Source organism: Companilactobacillus huachuanensis, from assembly GCF_005404815.1.
GTDB classification, from domain to species: Bacteria; Bacillota; Bacilli; order Lactobacillales; family Lactobacillaceae; genus Companilactobacillus; species Companilactobacillus huachuanensis.
Genome location: NZ_BJDF01000004.1, coordinates 30,357 through 51,407, shown reverse-complemented (window position 1 = coordinate 51,407; position 21,051 = coordinate 30,357). Strand labels below are relative to the sequence as shown.

At 36.4% G+C, this 21,051-nt stretch carries 12 protein-coding genes; 10 read left to right on the top strand and 2 right to left on the bottom strand.

From position 1 onward, the window contains the following. Window positions 1-226: 226 nt before the first annotated feature. The gene (locus FFM71_RS03305; protein WP_137610774.1) at window positions 227-2,182 is read right to left on the bottom strand and encodes a sucrose-specific PTS transporter subunit IIBC; all 1,956 of its coding nucleotides are present in this window, start codon (window positions 2,180-2,182) and stop codon (window positions 227-229) included. A 215-nt stretch (window positions 2,183-2,397) separates the two neighbouring features. On the opposite strand from FFM71_RS03305, the gene FFM71_RS03300 reads away from it, so the two are divergent. Then, on the top strand, window positions 2,398-3,831 hold the full coding sequence (locus tag FFM71_RS03300) for a sucrose-6-phosphate hydrolase (protein WP_137610773.1): 1,434 nt from the start codon (window positions 2,398-2,400) through the stop codon (window positions 3,829-3,831). Window positions 3,832-3,842: 11 nt separating this feature from the next. Further along, complete coding sequence (locus FFM71_RS03295) at window positions 3,843-4,823, top strand: LacI family DNA-binding transcriptional regulator (RefSeq protein WP_137610772.1); 981 nt, start codon at window positions 3,843-3,845, stop codon at window positions 4,821-4,823. A gap of 677 nt (window positions 4,824-5,500) precedes the next feature. Here the strand turns inward: FFM71_RS03295 and rlmD are convergent. After that, window positions 5,501-6,883, bottom strand: coding sequence for a 23S rRNA (uracil(1939)-C(5))-methyltransferase RlmD (gene rlmD, locus FFM71_RS03290; RefSeq protein WP_137610771.1), 1,383 nt, complete (start codon window positions 6,881-6,883; stop codon window positions 5,501-5,503). A gap of 68 nt (window positions 6,884-6,951) precedes the next feature. Here rlmD and recX point away from each other — a divergent pair, with 68 nt between their 5' ends. The 8 genes from recX to FFM71_RS03250 all read left to right on the top strand — a co-directional run bounded on the left by recX (window position 6,952) and on the right by FFM71_RS03250 (window position 20,395). Beyond that, entirely contained in the window at window positions 6,952-7,722 is a 771-nt protein-coding gene (gene recX, locus FFM71_RS03285) for a recombination regulator RecX (protein WP_137610770.1), read from the top strand. 409 nt (window positions 7,723-8,131) lie between these two features. Next, entirely contained in the window at window positions 8,132-10,825 is a 2,694-nt protein-coding gene (locus tag FFM71_RS03280) for an SLAP domain-containing protein (protein ID WP_137610769.1), read from the top strand. A 102-nt stretch (window positions 10,826-10,927) separates the two neighbouring features. Further along, complete coding sequence (gene ntdP, locus FFM71_RS03275) at window positions 10,928-11,461, top strand: nucleoside tri-diphosphate phosphatase (RefSeq protein WP_102195809.1); 534 nt, start codon at window positions 10,928-10,930, stop codon at window positions 11,459-11,461. 528 nt (window positions 11,462-11,989) lie between these two features. Further along, entirely contained in the window at window positions 11,990-14,920 is a 2,931-nt protein-coding gene (locus FFM71_RS03270; RefSeq protein WP_137610768.1) for a hypothetical protein, read from the top strand. 678 nt (window positions 14,921-15,598) lie between these two features. Next, the gene (locus FFM71_RS03265; RefSeq protein WP_137610767.1) at window positions 15,599-16,498 is read left to right on the top strand and encodes an amidohydrolase family protein; all 900 of its coding nucleotides are present in this window, start codon (window positions 15,599-15,601) and stop codon (window positions 16,496-16,498) included. A 4-nt stretch (window positions 16,499-16,502) separates the two neighbouring features. Beyond that, complete coding sequence (locus FFM71_RS03260; protein WP_137610766.1) at window positions 16,503-17,087, top strand: histidine phosphatase family protein; 585 nt, start codon at window positions 16,503-16,505, stop codon at window positions 17,085-17,087. 77 nt (window positions 17,088-17,164) lie between these two features. Beyond that, on the top strand, window positions 17,165-17,560 hold the full coding sequence (locus tag FFM71_RS03255) for a hypothetical protein (RefSeq protein WP_137610765.1): 396 nt from the start codon (window positions 17,165-17,167) through the stop codon (window positions 17,558-17,560). Window positions 17,561-17,659: 99 nt separating this feature from the next. Beyond that, entirely contained in the window at window positions 17,660-20,395 is a 2,736-nt protein-coding gene (locus FFM71_RS03250) for a BspA family leucine-rich repeat surface protein (protein ID WP_137610764.1), read from the top strand. The last annotated feature ends 656 nt before the right edge of the window (window positions 20,396-21,051 follow it).

Sequence of the window (21,051 nt, the reverse complement as noted above, 5' to 3'; positions counted from 1 at the left end):
AATAATAAAATGAAGATTTCTGAATATATAAATAAATTAACTCTAGGACTGTCACAGCAATATTTATATCACTTTTTCACCTTTCAACCTTTAGTTCGTAAAGTCTCCTTTACATAATGCTTCTCAAATATGTCATACAAAATAAACAAACCCAGATGATCCAATCAAAGGATTGTCTGGGTTTGTTTTTTTGATGTGCAAAAGAGTTATGAAGGGGAGAAAGAGTTTAAATACCAGCTGCAGCAGCAGAGTAGTCAGGAGTTAATTCAGTTAAAGCTACAATGTCATCGCCAGATTTAACTGCGGTCTTATTTAATTTATCGACATCGCCGTAAGACATCGTGTTGGTTACAACAATCATAACTGTCGTATCATAGCCAGCCTCTTTTAACTTACCAATATCGAATGTTCCAAGAAGGTCACCTTTTTTAACTTCATCGCCTTGTTTAACGTTTGAAGTGAAGTATTGACCTTTTAAATTAACTGTATCGAGGCCTAAGTGGATTAAAACCTCAGCCCCGTCAGTTGTTTTGATTCCGTAAGCGTGTTTTGTTTCGTAGGCAACGGTCAAAGTACCATCAGCAACAGCATAAACTTTGTTGTCATTAGGTCTGATAGCAGCACCTTTACCCATAATTTCAGCGGAGAAAACTTGATCGTTAACATCTGATAAATTGATCAATTCACCAGAAACTGGAGCGGCAATCATTTCGTCAGCAACGTCGATAATTTTTTCATCATTTTTAACAACTGGTTTAGCAGTTGTAACTTTGTCAAATTTCAAACCGTAGGCATATGTCAAAACAAATCCTAAGGCAATACTGATAGCGATACTAATGAAGAATGGTAAGTAAAACTTAGGTGGTAATGAGATGAAACCAATGATACCAGCAGCACCCAAGGCACTTGATAGCACATGGAAGATGCCGATGAAGATACATGAAATACCTGAAGCAATCATGGCACAGATGAATGGGTAGCGTAATTTCAAGTTAACACCAAAGATTGCGGGTTCAGTAATACCTAGTAAAGCCGAAAGTCCAGCTGATGATGCCAAACCTTTTTGTTTTTCATCTTTAGAAAGGAAGAAGACTGCCAAACAAGCGGCACCTTGAGCTGCATTAGCCATCGAAGCGATTGGGAAGAAGAAATCCCCGCCAGTTTTAGCAATATTAGTTAAGAGTTGAGTTTCGATAGCAGGGAAACTTTGGTGCAATCCAGTAATAACAATAGGTGAGTAGAAAGTACCAAATAAGGCAGTTCCGACGAAGCCGGTTGTATTGTAGAGCCAAACAATCCCGTTAGTTAAACCGTCAGAGATGATTCTCATAATAGGTCCAACACCGATGAAAGTTAAAAGACCAGTTATGATAACAGCAATCAATGGTGTGAAGATAAAATCAAGTGTTGCTGGCATGTGATTGTGAAGCCATTTTTCGATTTTAGCTAAGATCCAAGATACTGCTAAAACAGGAAGAACTTGACCTTGATAACCAGCCTGAGCAACCTTCATACCGAAGATGTTCCAGTAAGTCATCTTGCCAGCGGCCATAACGTTAGCTACGTCGTAACCATTGACTAAGGCTGGCATAACCATTGCCATACCAATAGTAGCACCTAGATAAGGATTACCACCAAAACGTTTAGTAGCTGAGAAACCGATTAGAACAGGCATAAAAGTAAATGGAGCTGAGGCCAAAAGGTTAATTAATTCGGCGACACCTTTCATACCAGGGTACATTTGAACGACCGATAATGATCCGAATAGATTTGGTGAAGTTAAGACATTGTTCAAGGCCATTAATAGACCACCAGCAACTAAGGCAGGAATTAAAGGAACAAAAATATCAGAAAGAACTTTTACAAAAGCCATAATTGGATTGTCTTTTTTACCATTTGAAGCTAGGTTCTTGAGGTCATCGGGAGTAACGCCCTTGAGACCTGTTTTTTGAATTAAGAAATCGTAAACCTTATCAACATCTCCGGGTCCGATAATGATTTGATACTGACCATTGATACTGAAAGTACCTTTGACGTCATCATCATTGTCAAGACCATTTTGATCAATTTTCTTTTCGTCTTTTACGACTAATCTTAATCGAGTTGCACAGTGAGCAGCAGCAATTAAATTGTCTTTACCCACATATTTGATAACTCGGTCCGCGACTTGTTCATGATTCATATATATCCCCTCCAGAATTCAATGTAAGCGTTTCGATAACTTAATAATACATGGATTTTTTAAATTGTCAAACGTTTAACAAAACAAAATGGACTATATTTTCGTAATCGCTTAACATACTATGGATAAAAGATTTTTCGAAATGTTATACGTTTGACATTTGACTACTAAAGAAGTTACAATACAGACATTCAAGGAAAGTATGAGTTAAGAAAATGATTACAGAATGGACAACTAAATTAAGATATTTACCATATAAAGATTGGTCTGACCAACAGATTATTGACATAGAACAAAAAATAGCCAATTCTCATTGGAGACTGGGATATCATATTCAACCTTCAACTGGTTTGTTGAATGATCCGAATGGTTTTTCATATTTTAATGGTCAGTGGCATTTGTTTTATCAATCATTTCCTTATGGACCAGTTCATGGTTTGAAGAATTGGACCCATCTAACTTCAGATGATTTGGTACATTGGAAAGATCATGGCCCACTATTATTGCCAGGTGACAAACAGGATAGTCATGGCGCTTATTCTGGGTCAGCAATCCCAGTTGACGACAAACTCTTTCTAATATATACCGGAAATGTTCGTGATAAAGCTTGGGTACGCCATCCTAAACAGGACGGTGCTTGGGTGGATACTGAAAATAAATTGACCAAAATTTCCACACCATTGATTGAGGAACCTAAGGCTGGTTTTACAGATCATTTCCGCGACCCCCAGATTTTGAAGCATGATGGCAAATACTATTGCTTGATAGGAGCTCGAAAAAAAGATGATACAGGTCATGTATTAGTGTATCAAGCTGATTCAGTGACCGGACCATGGCAATATAAAACTGAATTAAAATTTACGGATCAGAAAATGGGCTATATGATTGAATGTCCAAATTTAGTTTTTGTTGATGGTCAACCCGTATTGATTTTTTGTCCACAAGGAATCGCACAAGATGTTTTGTCCTATAAGAATATTTATCCTAACGCTTATATTATTGGAAAAGGATTTGATTGGGAAAAATTTGAATTTATCGAACCTTCAGAAATTAAGAATTTGGATGATGGTTTTGATGTTTATGCGACTGAGGTTTTGAATGCACCTGATGGACGTGCTCTGACAGTCAGTTGGATCGGATTACCAGATACAAACTATCCATCTGATATTGAGGGCTGGGCAAACTGTTATAGCCTAGTAAAAGAATTACATCTTGAGGATAATGAGCTTTATCAAATACCAGTAGTGGAAAATAATCATTTAATGAGGAATGAAATTACGACTTCAGAAATTACACCACAGTCTAAAATTTCAATTAATTTAGACGAAAATCAAAGTGGACAAGTTTCTGTTAAAACCGAGTTGGGTGAAGAATTACAAATTCAGCTCAATGCAACAAATGGTAATATATTAGTAGACCGAACCAATACAGGTGTGGCAGTTGCCGTTGATCATGGAACCATCCGTGAGACGAATGTTGGTCAGGGTAAAATTACAGCTGAATTATATTTGGACAATACTGTCTTTGAATTGTACATAAATGGTGGTAAAAAAGTTATCACTGGTAGAATTTTTCCAAAAGGACAACAGTTCTTTGTCGATTCTAAAAATGTCCAACTGCAAAAGGTTCAACTAGAGAAGATTTATTAATGAGGTAAGATATGGCAACGTTAGATGATATTGCAAAGATGGCGGGAGTTTCACCAACGACTGTTTCGCGGGTAATTAATAATTATGGATCCCTTTCAGAAAAAACTAAGACAAAAGTTTTTGCTGCGATGAAGGAATTGAATTATCAGCCCAATAGTTTGGCTCGTTCATTGAAGGGAAAGAAGACACAATTGATTGGCATAATTTTACCAGGTGTAAGCAATCCTTTCTTTGGTCAGATGGTTCAAGAAATTGAAGATCAACTTTTCAAAAAGGGCTTTCGAATCATTCTTTGTAATGCAGGTAATGACGCCAATAAGGAACGAGCCTATTTAAGAATGTTAATGGCTAATCGCGTTGACGGAATAATTGCAGGTGCGCATAATTTGAATATTGAGGAATATCAAAAAGTTGGGTTACCCATTATTTCGTTTGATCGTTATTTGTCAGAAACAATTCCAATTGTCAGTTCTGATAATTACCATGGTGGTCAATTAGCAGCCCAATCGTTGTTAGCCGCTGGAAGTAAAAATCTACAAATTATTACTGGAGCAAATCGTCCAAATAGTCCGACAAATAATCGTTTGGTTGGCTTCAAAGAAGTCCTTGATCAACAAAGCTTGGACTTTAAACTTTTGGAGATACCATTTAGCTCATCACCAAATATTAAAGGTTTGAAAATCAGAGAACTATTGTTAAAAAAGACAATCGATGGAATATTCTGTACCGATGATTTAACAGCGCTATTGGTTATGCAACAGGCCAGAGAATTAGGTATCAGAATTCCAGAAGATTTAAAATTGATCGGTTATGACGGGACTGATTTTATACAAAATTATCATCCTGAATTGACGACTATCAAGCAGCCAATTGTTGATATTGTCACAATGATGATTGATTTGTTGTTGAGACGAATTGATGATTCTGAGTGTGAACTGGAAAGTACCTATACATTGCCAGTAAAGCTCATAACAGGTGTTACTACCATTTAGTTTGTTTTTCTTCCCGTCTCCAGAGCTGAGAGTATTCATTTGCTGCGCGGAACGGCTCGAGCCAAAGAGCGGTCTCGACCCTCGGTTTAAGCCTCGCAAAACCCGCGAGTCTTAAACACACGCCCGGTGGTGTAATTGCTGAAGCAATAACGCCACTTTCGCTGCAAAATGAATACTCTCAGCTCTTCCGACTAATTTGTCTGTTTTATTAGACAGTATTAATTTAAATTTTTAATTAATTATGGGTAAATTAGATAAGAAAAGAGATGTATCACACTTAATGAATCAAAAGATTAAGTATGATACATCTCTTTTTTGTTAGCTTGGTTATGATAAAAAGAGGCTGTCTCTCGCTTTATTCCAAGTGGAAGACAGTCTCTTTTGACAAGTAATTCAAATATGGATGATTTTATAACCAGACTAGAAAAAGAACCTTAATTTTAAATGTTAAACTCGATCTGTTTTATGTAATTTGTCTGGATTAATAAAACTAGTCGGAAGGGCTGAGAATATTTACCTGCTGTGGGTGTGGCGTTACGACTTTAGCCGTTACACCACCGGGCGAGTTTGGAGACTTTCCGGTTTTTGGAAAGCCTTCAAACCGAGATTCGAGACCGCTTCCCAGGCTCGAATCGGTCCGCATAGCAGGTAAATGTTCTCAGCCCTGGAGACGGAAACTATCTTCTTACCAATTTAACGATAGTTTCAACATGTGGTGTCTGTGGGAACATATCAACTGGTTGTAAGTAGATAACCCGATATTCCTTAGTCAAAGTTACCAAGTCTTTTGCCAAAGTAGATGGGTTGCATGAAACATAAACCAGTTTGTTAACCGGATTACGATTCAAGGCAGCAATCAACTTGTTATCCAAACCAGTACGTGGAGGATCGACAACTACAGCGTTGACTGTTTTGCCATCTTCTAATAACTTAGGATAAATTTCATCAGTTGAACCAACGAAGTATTCAGCGTTGTCGACCTCATTTAATTTAGCGTTGACCTTAGCATCTTCAATAGCTTCGGGAATGATTTCGATACCATAAATTTGTTTTACTTTGTCAGCCATAGTAATACCAATCGTACCGACACCACAGTAAGCATCTAATAAGACGTCACGCTTGTTAGGCTCAAGCGCTTGAGCGACTAGGTCATACAATTTATCAGTTTGAAGGGAGTTCAACTGTAAGAAAGCTCTTGGTGAAAAGTTGAATGTGTAGCCATTGATATCTTCTTGAAGATATTCGTCACCCCAGAGTAACTTAGTTTCGTCACCCCAAACCGCACCTTTGTCTTCTTTATTGATATTTTGAGAAATTGAACTAACTTCAGGAATTTCCTTTTGGATGCGTTCAATTAACTGGTGTTCCTTGATGAATTTAGGTGAACGGGTGATGAAAGTAACTTGAAGTTGGTTAAATTCAACTGACTCACGAATGACGATCATACTTAAAATACCAGATTTTTTCTCAGGATTGAAGACAGGGATTCCTAAGTCTTTAACCATTTGAACAATTTTACGCATGGCACTCATGGTTAAATCCATTTGTGTAGGCATTTCAGTCAAATCAACCAGTTCTTGAGTTCCAGTTTTGTAGAGTCCACAACGAATCTCGCCATCAACTTCTTGAATAGGAAATTGTGCTTTGTTGCGATACTTTTCTTGTTGAACTGAACCGGCGGTTGGTTTGATCATGTATTTTTCGTGAGCATATGGCTTGTACTTATCTAATGACTCGCGAAGAATGTTTGACTTAAAGTGTAATTGATCTTTGTAATTGATGTGAGCAAATTCTAGTCCGCCAACTTCATTTGCTAATTCTGGTGTTTCGGGATTTCTAAAACGACTAGGTTTTCTGATTGTATGGATACGACCATTTAAGAATCTTTCGTGGACATCAGTTAATTCACAAACAATGATGTCTTCAGGAACAGCTTTTGGTACGAAGACGATAACGTGTTTGAAGAAACCAATTCCTTCACCGTTGATTCCAATTCTTTTAATAGTTAGTGGAAATCGGTCACCAACTTTTAAATCTTGCGTAATATTATTTGTAGGCATAAATTTTTCCTTTGAATGTTTTTGCGATAAACTCATATTAGAGTATAACATGGTGAGGTAATAATAAATTGGCAAAGATCACGAAAATTCAGGCACAGAAGCGTAAGGGACGCTACAATGTTTTCCTTGATGGCAAGTATGCATTTCCTGTTGCAGAGCAAACTTTGATTGATTTTAGATTAATGAATGACGTTGAGTTGACTGATGAAAAAATCAAAGAAATTCAAGATTCTGAGAATATTAACAAGGCTTATGGGGATGCCGTTAACTATTTGAGCTATCAGTTGCGTACCAAAAAAGAAATCAAAGACTACCTATATAAGAAAGAATATCATCGTGATGCGGTTGATGAAGTAATAGAACGTTTAGAAAGACTTCATTATATAGATGATGCTTCTTATGCAAAAAGTTTTGTTCATGATCAGCTTCGAATGACAGCAAATGGCCCTAAGATTATTCAGCAGAAGATGGCACAAAAGGGAGTACCAGACAATGTTATTCAAGATGCGTTGTTTGAAATTGACTCCGATACTTTATTGGAAAATGCAATCGACTTTGCAAAAAAACAAGTTCGTAAACAAAGTCGAACTTCGTTTAAGCAGATGGTGACTAAACTCAGATCCAGTTTGTATCAAAAGGGCTTTGATAATGAAATAATCGAGGCGACTATTAAAGCATTGGATTTGGAACCAGATGAAGATGAAGAACTGGAGAAACTCCGTAAACTTGTCAGTAAGGTACAGCACCGTTATGACAAGCCAGCTAAGTTGATCAATTATTTGATGACTAAGGGGTACCGGTTTGATGAAATAAAGAAAGTACTTGGTTCTGAAGATTAAAAAGGGTGTGCTTCCATTTGGGATAGTTAGCTAAAGGTTAAGGATTTAATTATGTATGCCGTTTCCAGAGCTGAGTGTATTTTATACAATAAAATGAAGATTTCTGGTTGCTTAAATAAATTAGCTCTAGGCCTGTAACAACGATAGATATACTAATTTTTCACCTTTAGTTCTTTATTAAATTTTTTTATTAACTAACACAACGTGTTAATGGGAAAATCTCAATTACATAATTATGTGAAAGCAAACAGGCACTGTAATCAAAAATAGATTACAGTGCCTGTTTGCTTTAATGTCCAACAAGTACCTTTTTCTGGATAGACAAAATTTTTAACTTAATTTATATTTTTGCCGTAAGTTGAGAATTAAAAAGTATATTATTGGAATCGTAAGGGGAAGGGTGATATGTATGAGATTTGAACAGCTAAAGCGGAAATCCAATGTGATTCTGAGAAAGAAGTTGTATAAATCTGGTAAAAACTGGATAGTAGCGACTACTTTGGCCTTGACTGGAGGCATTATTTTAGGTGCGTCACCACTAATAGTGAAGGCTGATAATGTTGGAACAGGAGATAATGTGCCACAAACTGAGAATGATCAGGCTACGGGTCCAGTTGATACAAGTACACAAGACACTGCTACTACTTCCAAAACTTCATCTGGAACAGCGGGTAACGGTACTGATTCGATAAAGGATCCCGTCACGCCAGATAATAAAAAAAGTGCAACACCAGTTCAACCCACGAATAATTTGAAATCCAATCAATTATATAAAACTGCTGACAAAAATAATCAATCCGATGCAGCAACACCAGAAATACCAGAAGCACCAGCTGTTGAGAACAGTACAACTGGACTAAACGATCCTAGTAATCTTGCTTCAAGTATAACTAATGGTAAGTTTGCTCCGGGCGAGGATACAATAAGTGGCAAAGTATATTCCGGAAGTGATTGGTATATCAATCAAGCTGGTGAACTACACGTGGAATCAGGTTCTTGGGCACCACTACCCCAAATTACAAATCGTACTACAACATGGAACACCGCTCCAAACGCTAATAAAGTTAAAAAGATTATATTTGATGGCGATGTCACTGCGGGATCTAGTATTTATGGAGCTTTTGGTGGATTGAGTAGTTTGAGCGAAATTGATAATTTAGATAAACTTGATACCTCTAAAACAATAGATTTTGGCTTTTTGTTTTTTAAAGATACGGGCCTAACTCAGTTTGATATAGATAGCCTTGATCTAAGCAGTGCCCAGATGGTCGATTCAATGTTTTCTTATAGTGGTCTAACTAGTATTGATATGCATAATTTTAATGTATCGACTATTACGGACTATACAAGTATGTTTAATTTTACAAAAGACTTAAAAACAGCCGATTTAAGTAATATGACAATAGGATATAATCCTCAAAATAGTACTAATATGTATGGGCTATTCTATTTTAGTGGCCTGGAAAGTATTAATGTGACAGGATTGCATACTCCAGATCCGAATGGTTATGAAATGGGTCCTTGGTTTGAAGGATGTAGAAATCTTAAAAAACTAGATCTATCAAGTATTCGTAATATGAATGGAGATACTGTTCGGTATATACTCGATTTTCAAGGATTTGAGGGTGACGGAGTATCTGGTATTCAAATCAACACGATAACTTTGAATAATACTACTAATTATTTGCAAGCACATCTTACGTACGATGATAATAAATATAGCGGTTGGGTTAATGACGACCAAAAAGTACCGATAAAAGTGCCGATAGATGGTGAGAAATTGGCTAGTTTGTATTGTGTAAGTGATAAACCAGATGCCGTTTTACCAGGTGATGCCAATGGCAATACCACTTGGACGTTGGTAGAGAGACCAGAGGTTCAGTCAACTATTCAGTATTGGACTGCCGATCAGAATCAGGCCAAAGATAAGCCTATTTATACTACACCTCCATTTACCTCGTATATTGGCGGAAGGACCCCAATTCCCAATCTGGCAGGATATTATACTCCAGAACCTGATACCTTTTTAGTTTCTAAAAGTGGGCCAATCAATGTTGTTGTACAAAAAATTGAACCGTATAATTTTAAGATTAATGTTACTTATGATGACACGCATAAAACAATTAACCCTGTGATTGCTACAATACCAGTTGGTACCACCGACATTAAAAGTGCAACAGCTTTTCAGAATGATTTGAGTCAATTACCGAACGAGAATAATGATAGTTTGAATTTAGATAGTACGATGATTAATTTAGGAGCGTTGACGACTGATGGACAAGGAGGACCTGTTTCAGTTACTGGCCTCGTAGTATCAAATATAATACCTGATAAGGATAAGAAAAATCTGCAGGCCATAATTAATGATGTCATACAGTATTTTATGACTAATAAAATTAATCCCTTTTCTGGATTAAGAACCACCACTCCCAAGGATTTGGTCGATGCTCACTACGGCAAGTCACCTGCAATCAGTAATTCAAACCATAGTAGTGGAACTTCAACTGGTTCCACAGTGGATACTGTGACAACTAAGGATATTGATCAAACGTCAGCAACCTTTAGTGACCGTCCAAAGGTTCAAGTTTATCAAACGGATGGATCAGTCATAACCGATTTGTTCTTGCAACCAGATTCCAGTTGGTACAACGATAAATCCATGGATCTTAATGGTGTAGCATATTATCGTGTGGCAACTGATGAGTGGGTCAAAGCAAATGATGTGTATATTTATGTTGCCAATAGTACTTATGTGCGAGTCTACCAAGATAATATTGGAAAAATTGTTAATGCACATGACCAAACGGTTACACGAGAATTAGCACCTGCGAGTGATTGGTATAGCGATAGGTATACTGAATTTAATGGTCAAAAATACTATCGTGTAGCAACAAACGAGTTTGTTAGCGCTAATCAGGTATATGAATATACTTATTCTAGTTCAGTGATCACAACTAAAAATTCGGCAAAATTATATGATGAGAAAGGTAAGATGCTTCCCCAAACATTGCCTGCTAAGTCATCATATAAGACGGATAGATTTCAGTTTATCAACGGATTGAGTTATTATCGCGTGGCGACTGATCAATTTGTTAGAGTTTAATGTTAATTGAGAACTTTTGATAACGATAGCTTTTATTAGTTTCACAGCTCTGGTATACTTTTTTTGGATAAGAATTAGGTTTTAGAAGAAAGCTGGTAAGTTATGCAGATTCCTAGAGAAGGGGATTACGTAGCAATCCAGAGTTATAAGCATGATGGTCATTTACATCGTACTTGGCGTGAAACAATGGTGCTAAAGACAAGTGAAAACGAAATTATTGGTTGTAACGAGAATACTCTTGTCACAGAGGCTGATGGACGTCGTTGGGTAACAAGGGAACCAGCACTAGTCTACTTTCATAAAAAATATTGGTTTAATATTATTACTATGATTAGAGATAGCGGAGTATCTTATTACTGCAATTTGGCGACACCATTCGCTTTAGACAAAGAGGCCATCAAATATATTGATTATGATTTAGATGTTAAAGTTTTTCCAGATGGGGAGAAAAGACTATTGGACGTGGATGAGTATGCTGCGCACAGTAAAATGTGGAATTACCCACCTGAAATAGATACTATTCTACATGATAATGTCGACGTTTTAATTGATTGGATCGATAAGGGCAAGGGACCATTTTCACAGGCTTATGTTGATCTTTGGATGCAAAGATATAAAGAACTGTCACACCATTAGGATTGCTATATCCTGATTAGACTAGACTGCCTTTTGGCGGTCTTTTTTTATTTTAAAATTAAAGGTTGAAAGTCTAATTAAATTTGCCGTTTCCAGAGCTGAGAGTATTCAATTGCTGCGCGGAACGGCCCGAGTCTGGGAAGCGGTCTCGGACCTCGGTTGAAGCCTCGCAAAACCCGCGAGTCTTCAACGCGCCCGGTGGTGTAATTGCTGAAGCAATAACGCCACTTTCGTTGCAAATGAATACTCTCAGCTCTTCCAACTAGTTTATTTTTTTAATGGCAGGAATAATAAAACGAAAACTCCTGATTATTTAAATAAATTAACACTAAGTCTATAACGACAACGGTTATATCAATTATTCGTCTTTCAACCTTTAGTTTCAAAATGTGTATATATCATACATTTGTTTCTTTTTATAAAATATTTGATTTAATGATAAAAATCTTTTCCGTTTATGACATGTATGAACATATACTTGCGACTATACTAAAGATAGTAAGTAATCATTTTTTGGGGGTGCTATTTTTGAAAAAAGCAAATATATGGATTATTTCCTCAATAATCTTTTTATTGATATTGCTGGGGACAAATATTACAACTACAAAAGCAGATGTTAGTGATGCTGATGGCTTAGCTGCTGCTCCGTCAGGAGTTACAATCGGTGATGCTCTTTCGAATAGTTCTTTATTTGTTCAAGGATCAAATACTTTGCCAGCGACTATTGATAATAATAGAGTTATTGAAGTTATTCAAAATAATCCAACTCAAGTTTCTTCAGTTTGGAGTAATAAAGAGCAGGATAATTATTTTGATACTGGAAATAAACAAACCCTATCAATGTGGGTCTACTTAGGTGGATCGTCTTCTGGCTCTGAGGGAATGGCCTTTGTTTTACAGAACTCAGGTTATAGTGCCATTGCTAAGGATGGTAACTCAATTGCTGGTGGTGAGACTTTAGGCGTTTGGGGAAGTGATCTGCAAAGAAAAGCTACTACTGCAGCTATGGCAGGATCGGCTATTCAAAATAGTTGGGCTTTGGAATTCGATTCTAATGGTTCAGGTTTGGGCAGTTCAGATGTTTATAATGGTTCCGGAGGTACTTTGGGACAAACACTTGATAGTTATCAAATTGGTACAGATGACAGTGGAAATACTCCTGCTAGAAGCCTACCAGCTCAACATTTGGCATGGGCTTACCCTGGGTACAGTGGATCTTATACACAGATTGGTAAAAAAGGTACGACACCGTATTATGAATTGAATCATAATGGTATTGAAGAAAATACCTTTTCATCGCCATCAACACCAGCCATGGCATGGCATCATTTACTTATAACCTATACGCCACCGACTGCAGCTGATCCCACTGTCGCAACTTTGAGATATGATCTCAATGATAAGACAATTGATGGTCGTGTTAATACTGGCGCAACTGGACAACATCTCCAATCTGGTACTGTAAATTTGAAGTTGTCAAGATTAGGTGTAACTAAGGGTGATCCTTTGTACTATGGATTTACAGCTGCTAATAGTGTGGGTCATACGACAACAAATGCGGTTGTTTTTGAAACCTTGCCATCATTGGTTAATGCTTATGGTAACGCTTATGTTGTTGATGAAACCAATCAGACTAAAGTAAGCTCTAGCACGGATGTTATGACGACTGCTGATAAGGCTTTGGCTGAAACAACAACTGTACATCCTAATGACAAACTACGTTTAAATTACATGTTGAATTATGATTCAGGTAACCAAGATATGAAACCTATCACAGCTTCGATAGATTTGCCGGATAATGTCACTATCACTAAGGACAGTGATGGTAATATTGGTAAGGTCGTTTATAAAAATGGTGACACTGAGGAAATTCCATACAGTGATATCAATGGGTCTAAGTTAACTTATACGCTCAAAGAATCCTTGAATGTGGATAATCCTTGGTCAAATATTGAACTTAACGCTACAGCTAATCAAGTACCAGACGCAAGCAGTGCTTTACAAGTTCCACTTTCTCATGCAACTTTGGAAGGTGACAATTACAAGACTGATGTGCAAACACCACCATTTTTGATTCAAGAAGCTAGAGATAATTTAACACTTACTAAAACTTCTAAAGATCCAGTTACAACTTCACAAAATAAAACAGTTAATTTAACTGGTACTATGAAGTTTGACAAACAGACTACAGTTGACAATAGTGATATTAACTTTAACGTATCGATTGATGGTAAGACTGAAACTATTAATGATACCGACAGTGCTAATGGTAGTTTTTCAATTCCGTTCAGTAGTTCAGATATTGGAAAACATACGATTACTGTTCAAGCTATTGATCCTAATTATGTCAGTTCAGATGGAGTCAAAGATACCATTGCTTCAAATACATTGACGTATACAGTTAATATATCTGATAAAGCATTACAAATAGCCTCTGATAGTCCTAGTGATTTAGTTGCAGTTGGTAATACTGATTTGTCAATTGATGCTACAGATAATTATAACGATGATAGCGATTTCAAAAATTCTGATATGACACTTCATACAGTAATTAATGGAACCGAGACGACAACCAAATTGACTGGTGATGACACAATTACGAGTGGTAAGTTTACGGTTAATATTCCAGCTAATTTAATTGAAGCTAACAAAACTAATACAGTTGACGTTTATTTAACTGATGGATCCACAACACCACTTAAATCAAACACCTTGTCATATAATGTAACCGTTCCAGATACAGCGTTGAATTTATCGACAGAGAAGACTGATATTCAAACATTTGTGAAAGATAATGCCACTTTGACAGGTGAGTTAAGTTATGCCGATGCAGAAACTGAATTCAAAAACTCTGATATGACTTTGCATGTAAACGTTGATGGAACTGATCAAGCTACTGAAAAATTGACTGGTGAAACCAATGCCGCAACCAATAGTTTCGAGAAAGTTTTTGCTGGATCCGATTTAGGTGTTGGGAAACATACAATTACCTTATATGTTACCGACGTCCATGGTCGCAAATCCAATTCGCAAGAATATTCAGTAGATGTAATTGATAAAGAATTGTCTATGGAAAGTAAAACTGAATATGATTTCCAATTTATTCGTTCCACTGATAAAGCACAAACAATTTCTCGTCAGAGTGATTGGGGTGTTACAGTTAATAGTACTAATTCAACTTGGACTTTAACTGCTAATAGCAGTTCACTAGTTGATAGTAGTGGTAATACCTTCAATGGTGAATTAACGTTTACCAATAATATTGGTGATACATCATCCTTACAAGCTGGACCCGTTTTGATTGCGAAGGATACAACTGCTAGTGCAACGTCAGAAACAACAGATGTATCTGGTAATTGGCCAAAGAACCAGGGTGTGCTTTTGCACGTTAATTCCGGCTTGGTAAATCGAGGTAAGTATAACGGAACCATTTATTGGAATTTATCGGATACTATTTAAAACCGAATGAACTCAATGCAATTTAAGCATTGAAACATGTTCTAACAGTTACTACTGTTAGGCTAAAAGCAAAAAGACTATCATGAAAAATCATTTCGATTTCTCATGATAGTCTTTTTGCTTAAAATTATTTTATTAACTAAAAATCTAGAAGTGAAAAATTAATATAACCATTATTATTACAGAGTTCTAGAGCCAATTTAATTAAATACCTAAAGGTTGAAAGGCGAAAAAGTGATATAAACATTGCTGTGACAGATTTAAATTCAATTTATTTACCAATTTAGTTAAATGGCAAGAGATTACAGTTGGACATTCTTATTATAAAAAAACTAGTTGGAAGAGCTGAAAGTATTCATTTGCCGCGAAAGTGGCGTTAGGACTTTAGTCCTTACACCACCGGGCGTGTTGGAGACTTACCGGTTTTTGGTAAGGCTTCAACCGAGATTCGAGACCGCCCTTTGGCTCGAATCGTACCGCGCAGCATATGAATACTTTCAGCTCTGGAAACGGCATACTTACCTAATACCAAAAGATCAGTAGTTAAATATGCTCAGACATATTATACGTTTTTGACATGTTATTTAATTCAAAGTAGGTATTATACAAGTAACAAATTTAGTTGCATACTAAAGGTATCGTATCAAATCTTTTGGAGAAATAAGTGAGGAATAATTTATGAAAATTGATGTCTTTGCGCATGTTTTACCTGTAGGTTTATTGCGGGCAATTCAAGAATCAGTACCCAATATTATTGAACAAAATGCTTTTTTACAAATTCCAGCGTTAACTGACTTAAAAATTAGACGAGAAAATTATCCAGATGGCGTTAAACAAATAATTTCAAATGTTAATTTGAATCCAGAAGATTACTTTTCTGGTGCTAAGTCGGCTGAATTGTGTTCGGTCGGTAATGAAGAATTATTAAAGTTAGTCCAAGATAATCCTGATATTTTTACAGCGGCTGTGGCAATGGTGCCAATGAATAATCTGCCTAAAGCTGTAGAAATCATTGAGCAGCAAGTGACTAAAAATTTCATTGGTATTCAACTGTTTACTATGGCACTGGGTAAGTCGATTGCTGACAAAGAATTTGAACCAATTTTTGCTGAAATGTCCAAGTCGAATCTGCCAATTTTTTTGCATCCCGTATTCGATGAAAGAAAGCCTGATAACAATATAACTTTTAGTTGGGAATATGAATTGACCCAAGCCATGTATCAAATTGTTAAGGCGGGTTATTTTGAGAAATATCCTAATTTGAAAATTATTGTTCATCATGCTGGAGCAATGATTCCGTTCTTTGCAGGAAGAATCAAATATACAATGACAGCTCAAGAATTTGAAGACTTTAAAAAGTTTTATGTTGATACTGCTATTTTGGGTAATCCCAAGGCTTTGGAATCGACAGTGGATTTTTTTGGTGAAAGCCACGTTGTCTTAGGAACAGATGCACCATTTGCAATCATGCCCAGTGGGGCTACAAATGAAATTATTGAAGCGATTGAACAGATGGATATTTCTCAAGCAGCAAAAGAGGCTATTTATAGTAAGAATATTTTAAAAATGATGAGGTGATAAAATGTCAAAGACACTCTATTTGATGCTTCATGGACAGACATTGTTCAATCAATTACATCTAATTCAAGGATCCTGTGATTCACCTTTAACAGAAGAAGGTATCGACTCCGCTAAAGTAGCTGGAAAGTATTTTAAGGATGCTGGAATTAAATTTGATCATGCTTATTCATCAACACAAGAACGTGCCGCGGATACTTTGGAATTGATTACAGATCAACCATATCAGCGATTGAAGGGTTTGAAGGAGTGGGACTTTGGTGTCTTTGAAGCACAACCGGAGTTTCTCAATCCCAAAAATCAACCAGAACGTCATTCTTATGGTGATTTCTTCGTGCAATATCATGGCGAATCAGATTATGACGTTCAGAATCGAATGAATGAAACCTTAACAAGGATTATGCAACAGGCTGATGATGGTCAAAGCATATTGGCAGTGAGTCACGGCGGTGCAATTCATGCCTTTTTGTTGAAATGGATGGATTGGAATGTTATGGATGAGAAAGTTAGATTACATAATTGTGCGGTTGTAAAGCTGACTTTTGAAGATGAAAAGTTTACTTTTGAAGAAGTTATACAAAATAATTAAGTTTTGCATATTAACAATCCTCAGTAACTGATTTCTTGTTATACTAGAAAACATGATTTCAATTAAGGGGAATTGTTGTGAGTATAATTAATGTGGTATCAAATGTGCTTCTGCTTGCTGTTCTGATGTTGACAAGTGATGGACGTCTGAGAACAAGGGATGCTAAAGGTATTGTGACTTATGGTTTAATTGCATTAACGTTTATCCTCAAACTGCTGCAACCATGGTCAATGATGGGCTATAATTTATGGCTCGTACTATTTTTAGTGATTCTTGTACGGACAAATATTTCTTTTCAACAAATGGTAACAAGTTTTCGCGCAGAATTAGGCTTTTGGAATTTTTTAGCGGCAATGTTAGTGGGACTGATAGGATTTAATTTATTGTACGATATGGTTCGCCTGTTATTGCCAATGGCTATAATTATTTTATTATTTGTTCTGATCAATACGAAGAAATCCAGTCAACGTTAAAAGTTGGCTGGATTTTTTTGTTAAGCAAGATAATAATATTTGAATATTTATATAAATTAAAAAGGTATATTATTATATTCATAAGGGTGGGTGAAAAATATGAGATTTGAACAATTGAAAAGATATCCAAATACAATTTTAAAGAAAAAATTGTATAAATCAGGTAAGAACTGGGTGGTAGCGACTAGCTTATTATTAGCTGAGGGTATTGCCATTGGGACTTCTTCGATGGTCGTTAAGGCGGACGACGTGAAATCGACATCTAATACACCACAAACCGAAAGTACACAGCAGATGCCATCTAAAACTGATTCCAGTGGTGCAGAGGCGAGCGTTGGAACTGCTGATCCAAGTGTAAGTGAGAAAAAGCAGACGGATGCTCAGCAGATTCAAGGTCAATCTAGTGTTGCAAATGAGGATACCACACCAAAAAGCCAAAGTACTGCTATGGCTCCGGCATCTTTAAGTAAAACTGTCAAAGCAACTGCTGAGCCTTCTAGTGAGACTTTACAACCATTAAATGCGCCATCCACAGTTGGTTCAGGTACAGTGACTACTCAAGGATTAAATGACCCTAGTAATCTTGCGTCAAGTACAAAATTTGGTAAAGTTGGGTCCGGACAATCTGATGATGGTAAGACTACTCTTTCCGGGAGTGATTGGTACTTAAATAAGGACGGAGAGCTACACATTGAAGCCGGTGAATGGGCGGCAATACCTCTTAGAGATAATTCTTTTTGGTATGGTATGTATTATGATGAACATTATAATTCAATTCCTAGTGCAGTAACAAAAATTGTTTTTGACGGTAAAGTAGTAGCTGGAAAAAATATCTCTGAGTTATTTAGACAAATGTCTGGAGTAACTAGTATCGAAAATTTTGACTATTTTGATACGTCAAATACTGAAAATTTCACACAACTTTTTCTAGGTGATAAGAAGTTGGATCAGTTTGTTCTTCCAAATTTGTCGAAGGCCAAAAATATTTCTGATATGTATCTCGGTACTGCAATAACTAGTGCCAGTTTGAAGGACATGAATATACCATCTATTACAAACTATTCAGGATTATTTAGTGAGTGTGCAGAATTAACAAGTGCTGATTTAAGTGGCTTTACGGCTGCAGATGGAAGCGATTTTAATGGTATGTTTTCAGGTGATACAAAGTTAAGAAATATTAATATGAGTGGTATTAATATTGGACCTAATATTCCTCAAAATGAAGATATGTTTTCTAACAATAGTTCACTGGATTCACTGGACTTATCAGCGTTTAAGAATGTTAATGATGCGGCAAATGCAGTGAACTTTAATTATGAAGGATATGATGATCAGAAGGTTCCATTTACTTTAACGGTTAATAATTCCACTGATTTCTTGGATCAGACGTACATCAATAGTGGGTTTAAAAATACAAACTTCTCATATGATACTAATAAGTATGAAGGATGGATTATTAATGATGGGGATACACCACTAACTAGTGCTCAAATGATGAATTTGTATAATGGTGATACGACTAATTCCGACACTCATGCCGATGCTAATGGAAATACCACTTGGAAATTGAAGGAGCGCGATAAAATTGATGCTACAATTAATTATTGGACGGCAAATCAGGACCAATCAAAAGATAAGCCAGTTGCGTCAAGAAAATTAGCACAACAATATATTGGCAGTACACTAACAGTCTCAGTTATTCCAGGCTATTCTGACCCATCTCCTACAACTGTAGAAATTCCAAAATCTGGAATAGTAAATGTCATTGTAACAGCGCTCGCTCCCTATAGTCTTAAAATAAATGTCAGTTATGGTGATAATCCAGATAATTCATCTTCAGAAACTGCCGATTTACCAGCTAGAACAACTGATGTTTCTGGGGCGACGGATTTTCAAAAAGCGTTAGATAACTTACCAAACTACAATGAAACCTTAGATTTGAATAATACAAAAATAACAATACCTTCGGATTATGATGGTAACTTTGAAACGGATTCTCTTCAATATTTAATTGATAACGACTATTTTGAGTTTGATAATACTAGTGATTTAAAGTCTGTGATAAATAAATTGTTAGGTAGTTTAATTAACGACTATGGGTATGATGAGACTGTTTTATCAGGATATAATAACCAACCTATCTTTGTGGATGCTGTTTATACTAAATATGAAGCTCCAGCTGTTACTCACCCAAGTAGTGGCGGCAGCAGTAGTGGAGATTCAACCTCAGAAGAAAATGGTGTTATAAAGGATATTAAACAAACTTCCGCAACGTTCAGTGATCGTCCTAAAGCTAAGTTATACGATGCAAAAGGAGAGCCTATAACGAACCTCTTCTTAAGTCCAGATTCTAGTTGGTATAACGATGAATCAATGGAACTAAACGGACAAAAATATTATCGTGTGGCAACTGATGAATGGGCCAATGCAGATGATGTTTACATCTATACGGCGAACGACACACTTATCCGAGTTTATCACGATAACTTTGGTCATCTATTAGATGCCCATGGACAAGCCACAACTAATCGTGAATTGTCACCATCAAGTGACTGGTTTAGTGACCGTTATGTCGAAATGAATGGACAAAAGTATTATCGCGTAGCAACGAATGAATTTGTCAGTGCTAATGAAGTTTATGAATATACCAAAGCTTCCGCAACAATAACTACTAAAAATACAGCCAATTTATATGATGAGAAGGGCCAACTACTGACTGAGCAATTGCCAGCAAATGCATCATACAAAGTTGATAGATTCCAAACAATTGATGGTTCAATATACTATCGTGTAGCTAATAATCAGTTTGTTAGAGCAGTGGATGTTATTTTATAAGGCAAAACATATTTAATAGAAATGCCGTCACGAGAATATTTTGATTTCTAGTGACGGCATTTTTTGAAATTTGCAAATGAATACTCTCAGCTCTTCCAACTAGTTTTTTTAAATAGCCTCAACAATAAAACAAAATTTCTGAGTATTTAAATAGAATAGCTCAAGGCCTGTAATAGCAATCGTTAGATTAATTTTTTACCTTTCAACCTTTAGTTACAAAGAAAGAACCCCGATTAATCGGGGCTCTTTCTTAAGTTTGGTTATAAGAAGCATTTCAATAATTATTTTTAATATTAAAACTAATAAAACAGAGTTGAATCACACCTGATTATTTGGTTATTTAAGTGTGATTCAACTCTGTTTTGTGTTCAATTTATCTATAATTAAAAATCCGAATTCATCAGAAGTCATTTTGACTAATAAAATTAGTCGGAAGGGCTGAGAATATTTACCCGCTGTGGGTGTGGCGTTACAGCTTTAGCTGTTACACCACCGGGCGCGTTTGGATACTTGCTGGTTTGTGCAAGGATTCAAACCGAGATTCGAGACCGCTTCTCAGGCTCGAATCGGTCCGCATAGCAGGTGAATATTCTCAGCCCTGGAGACGGCAAACACTTAACCAACTTTAAGAAAGAACCTTAATTGGTCGAGATTCT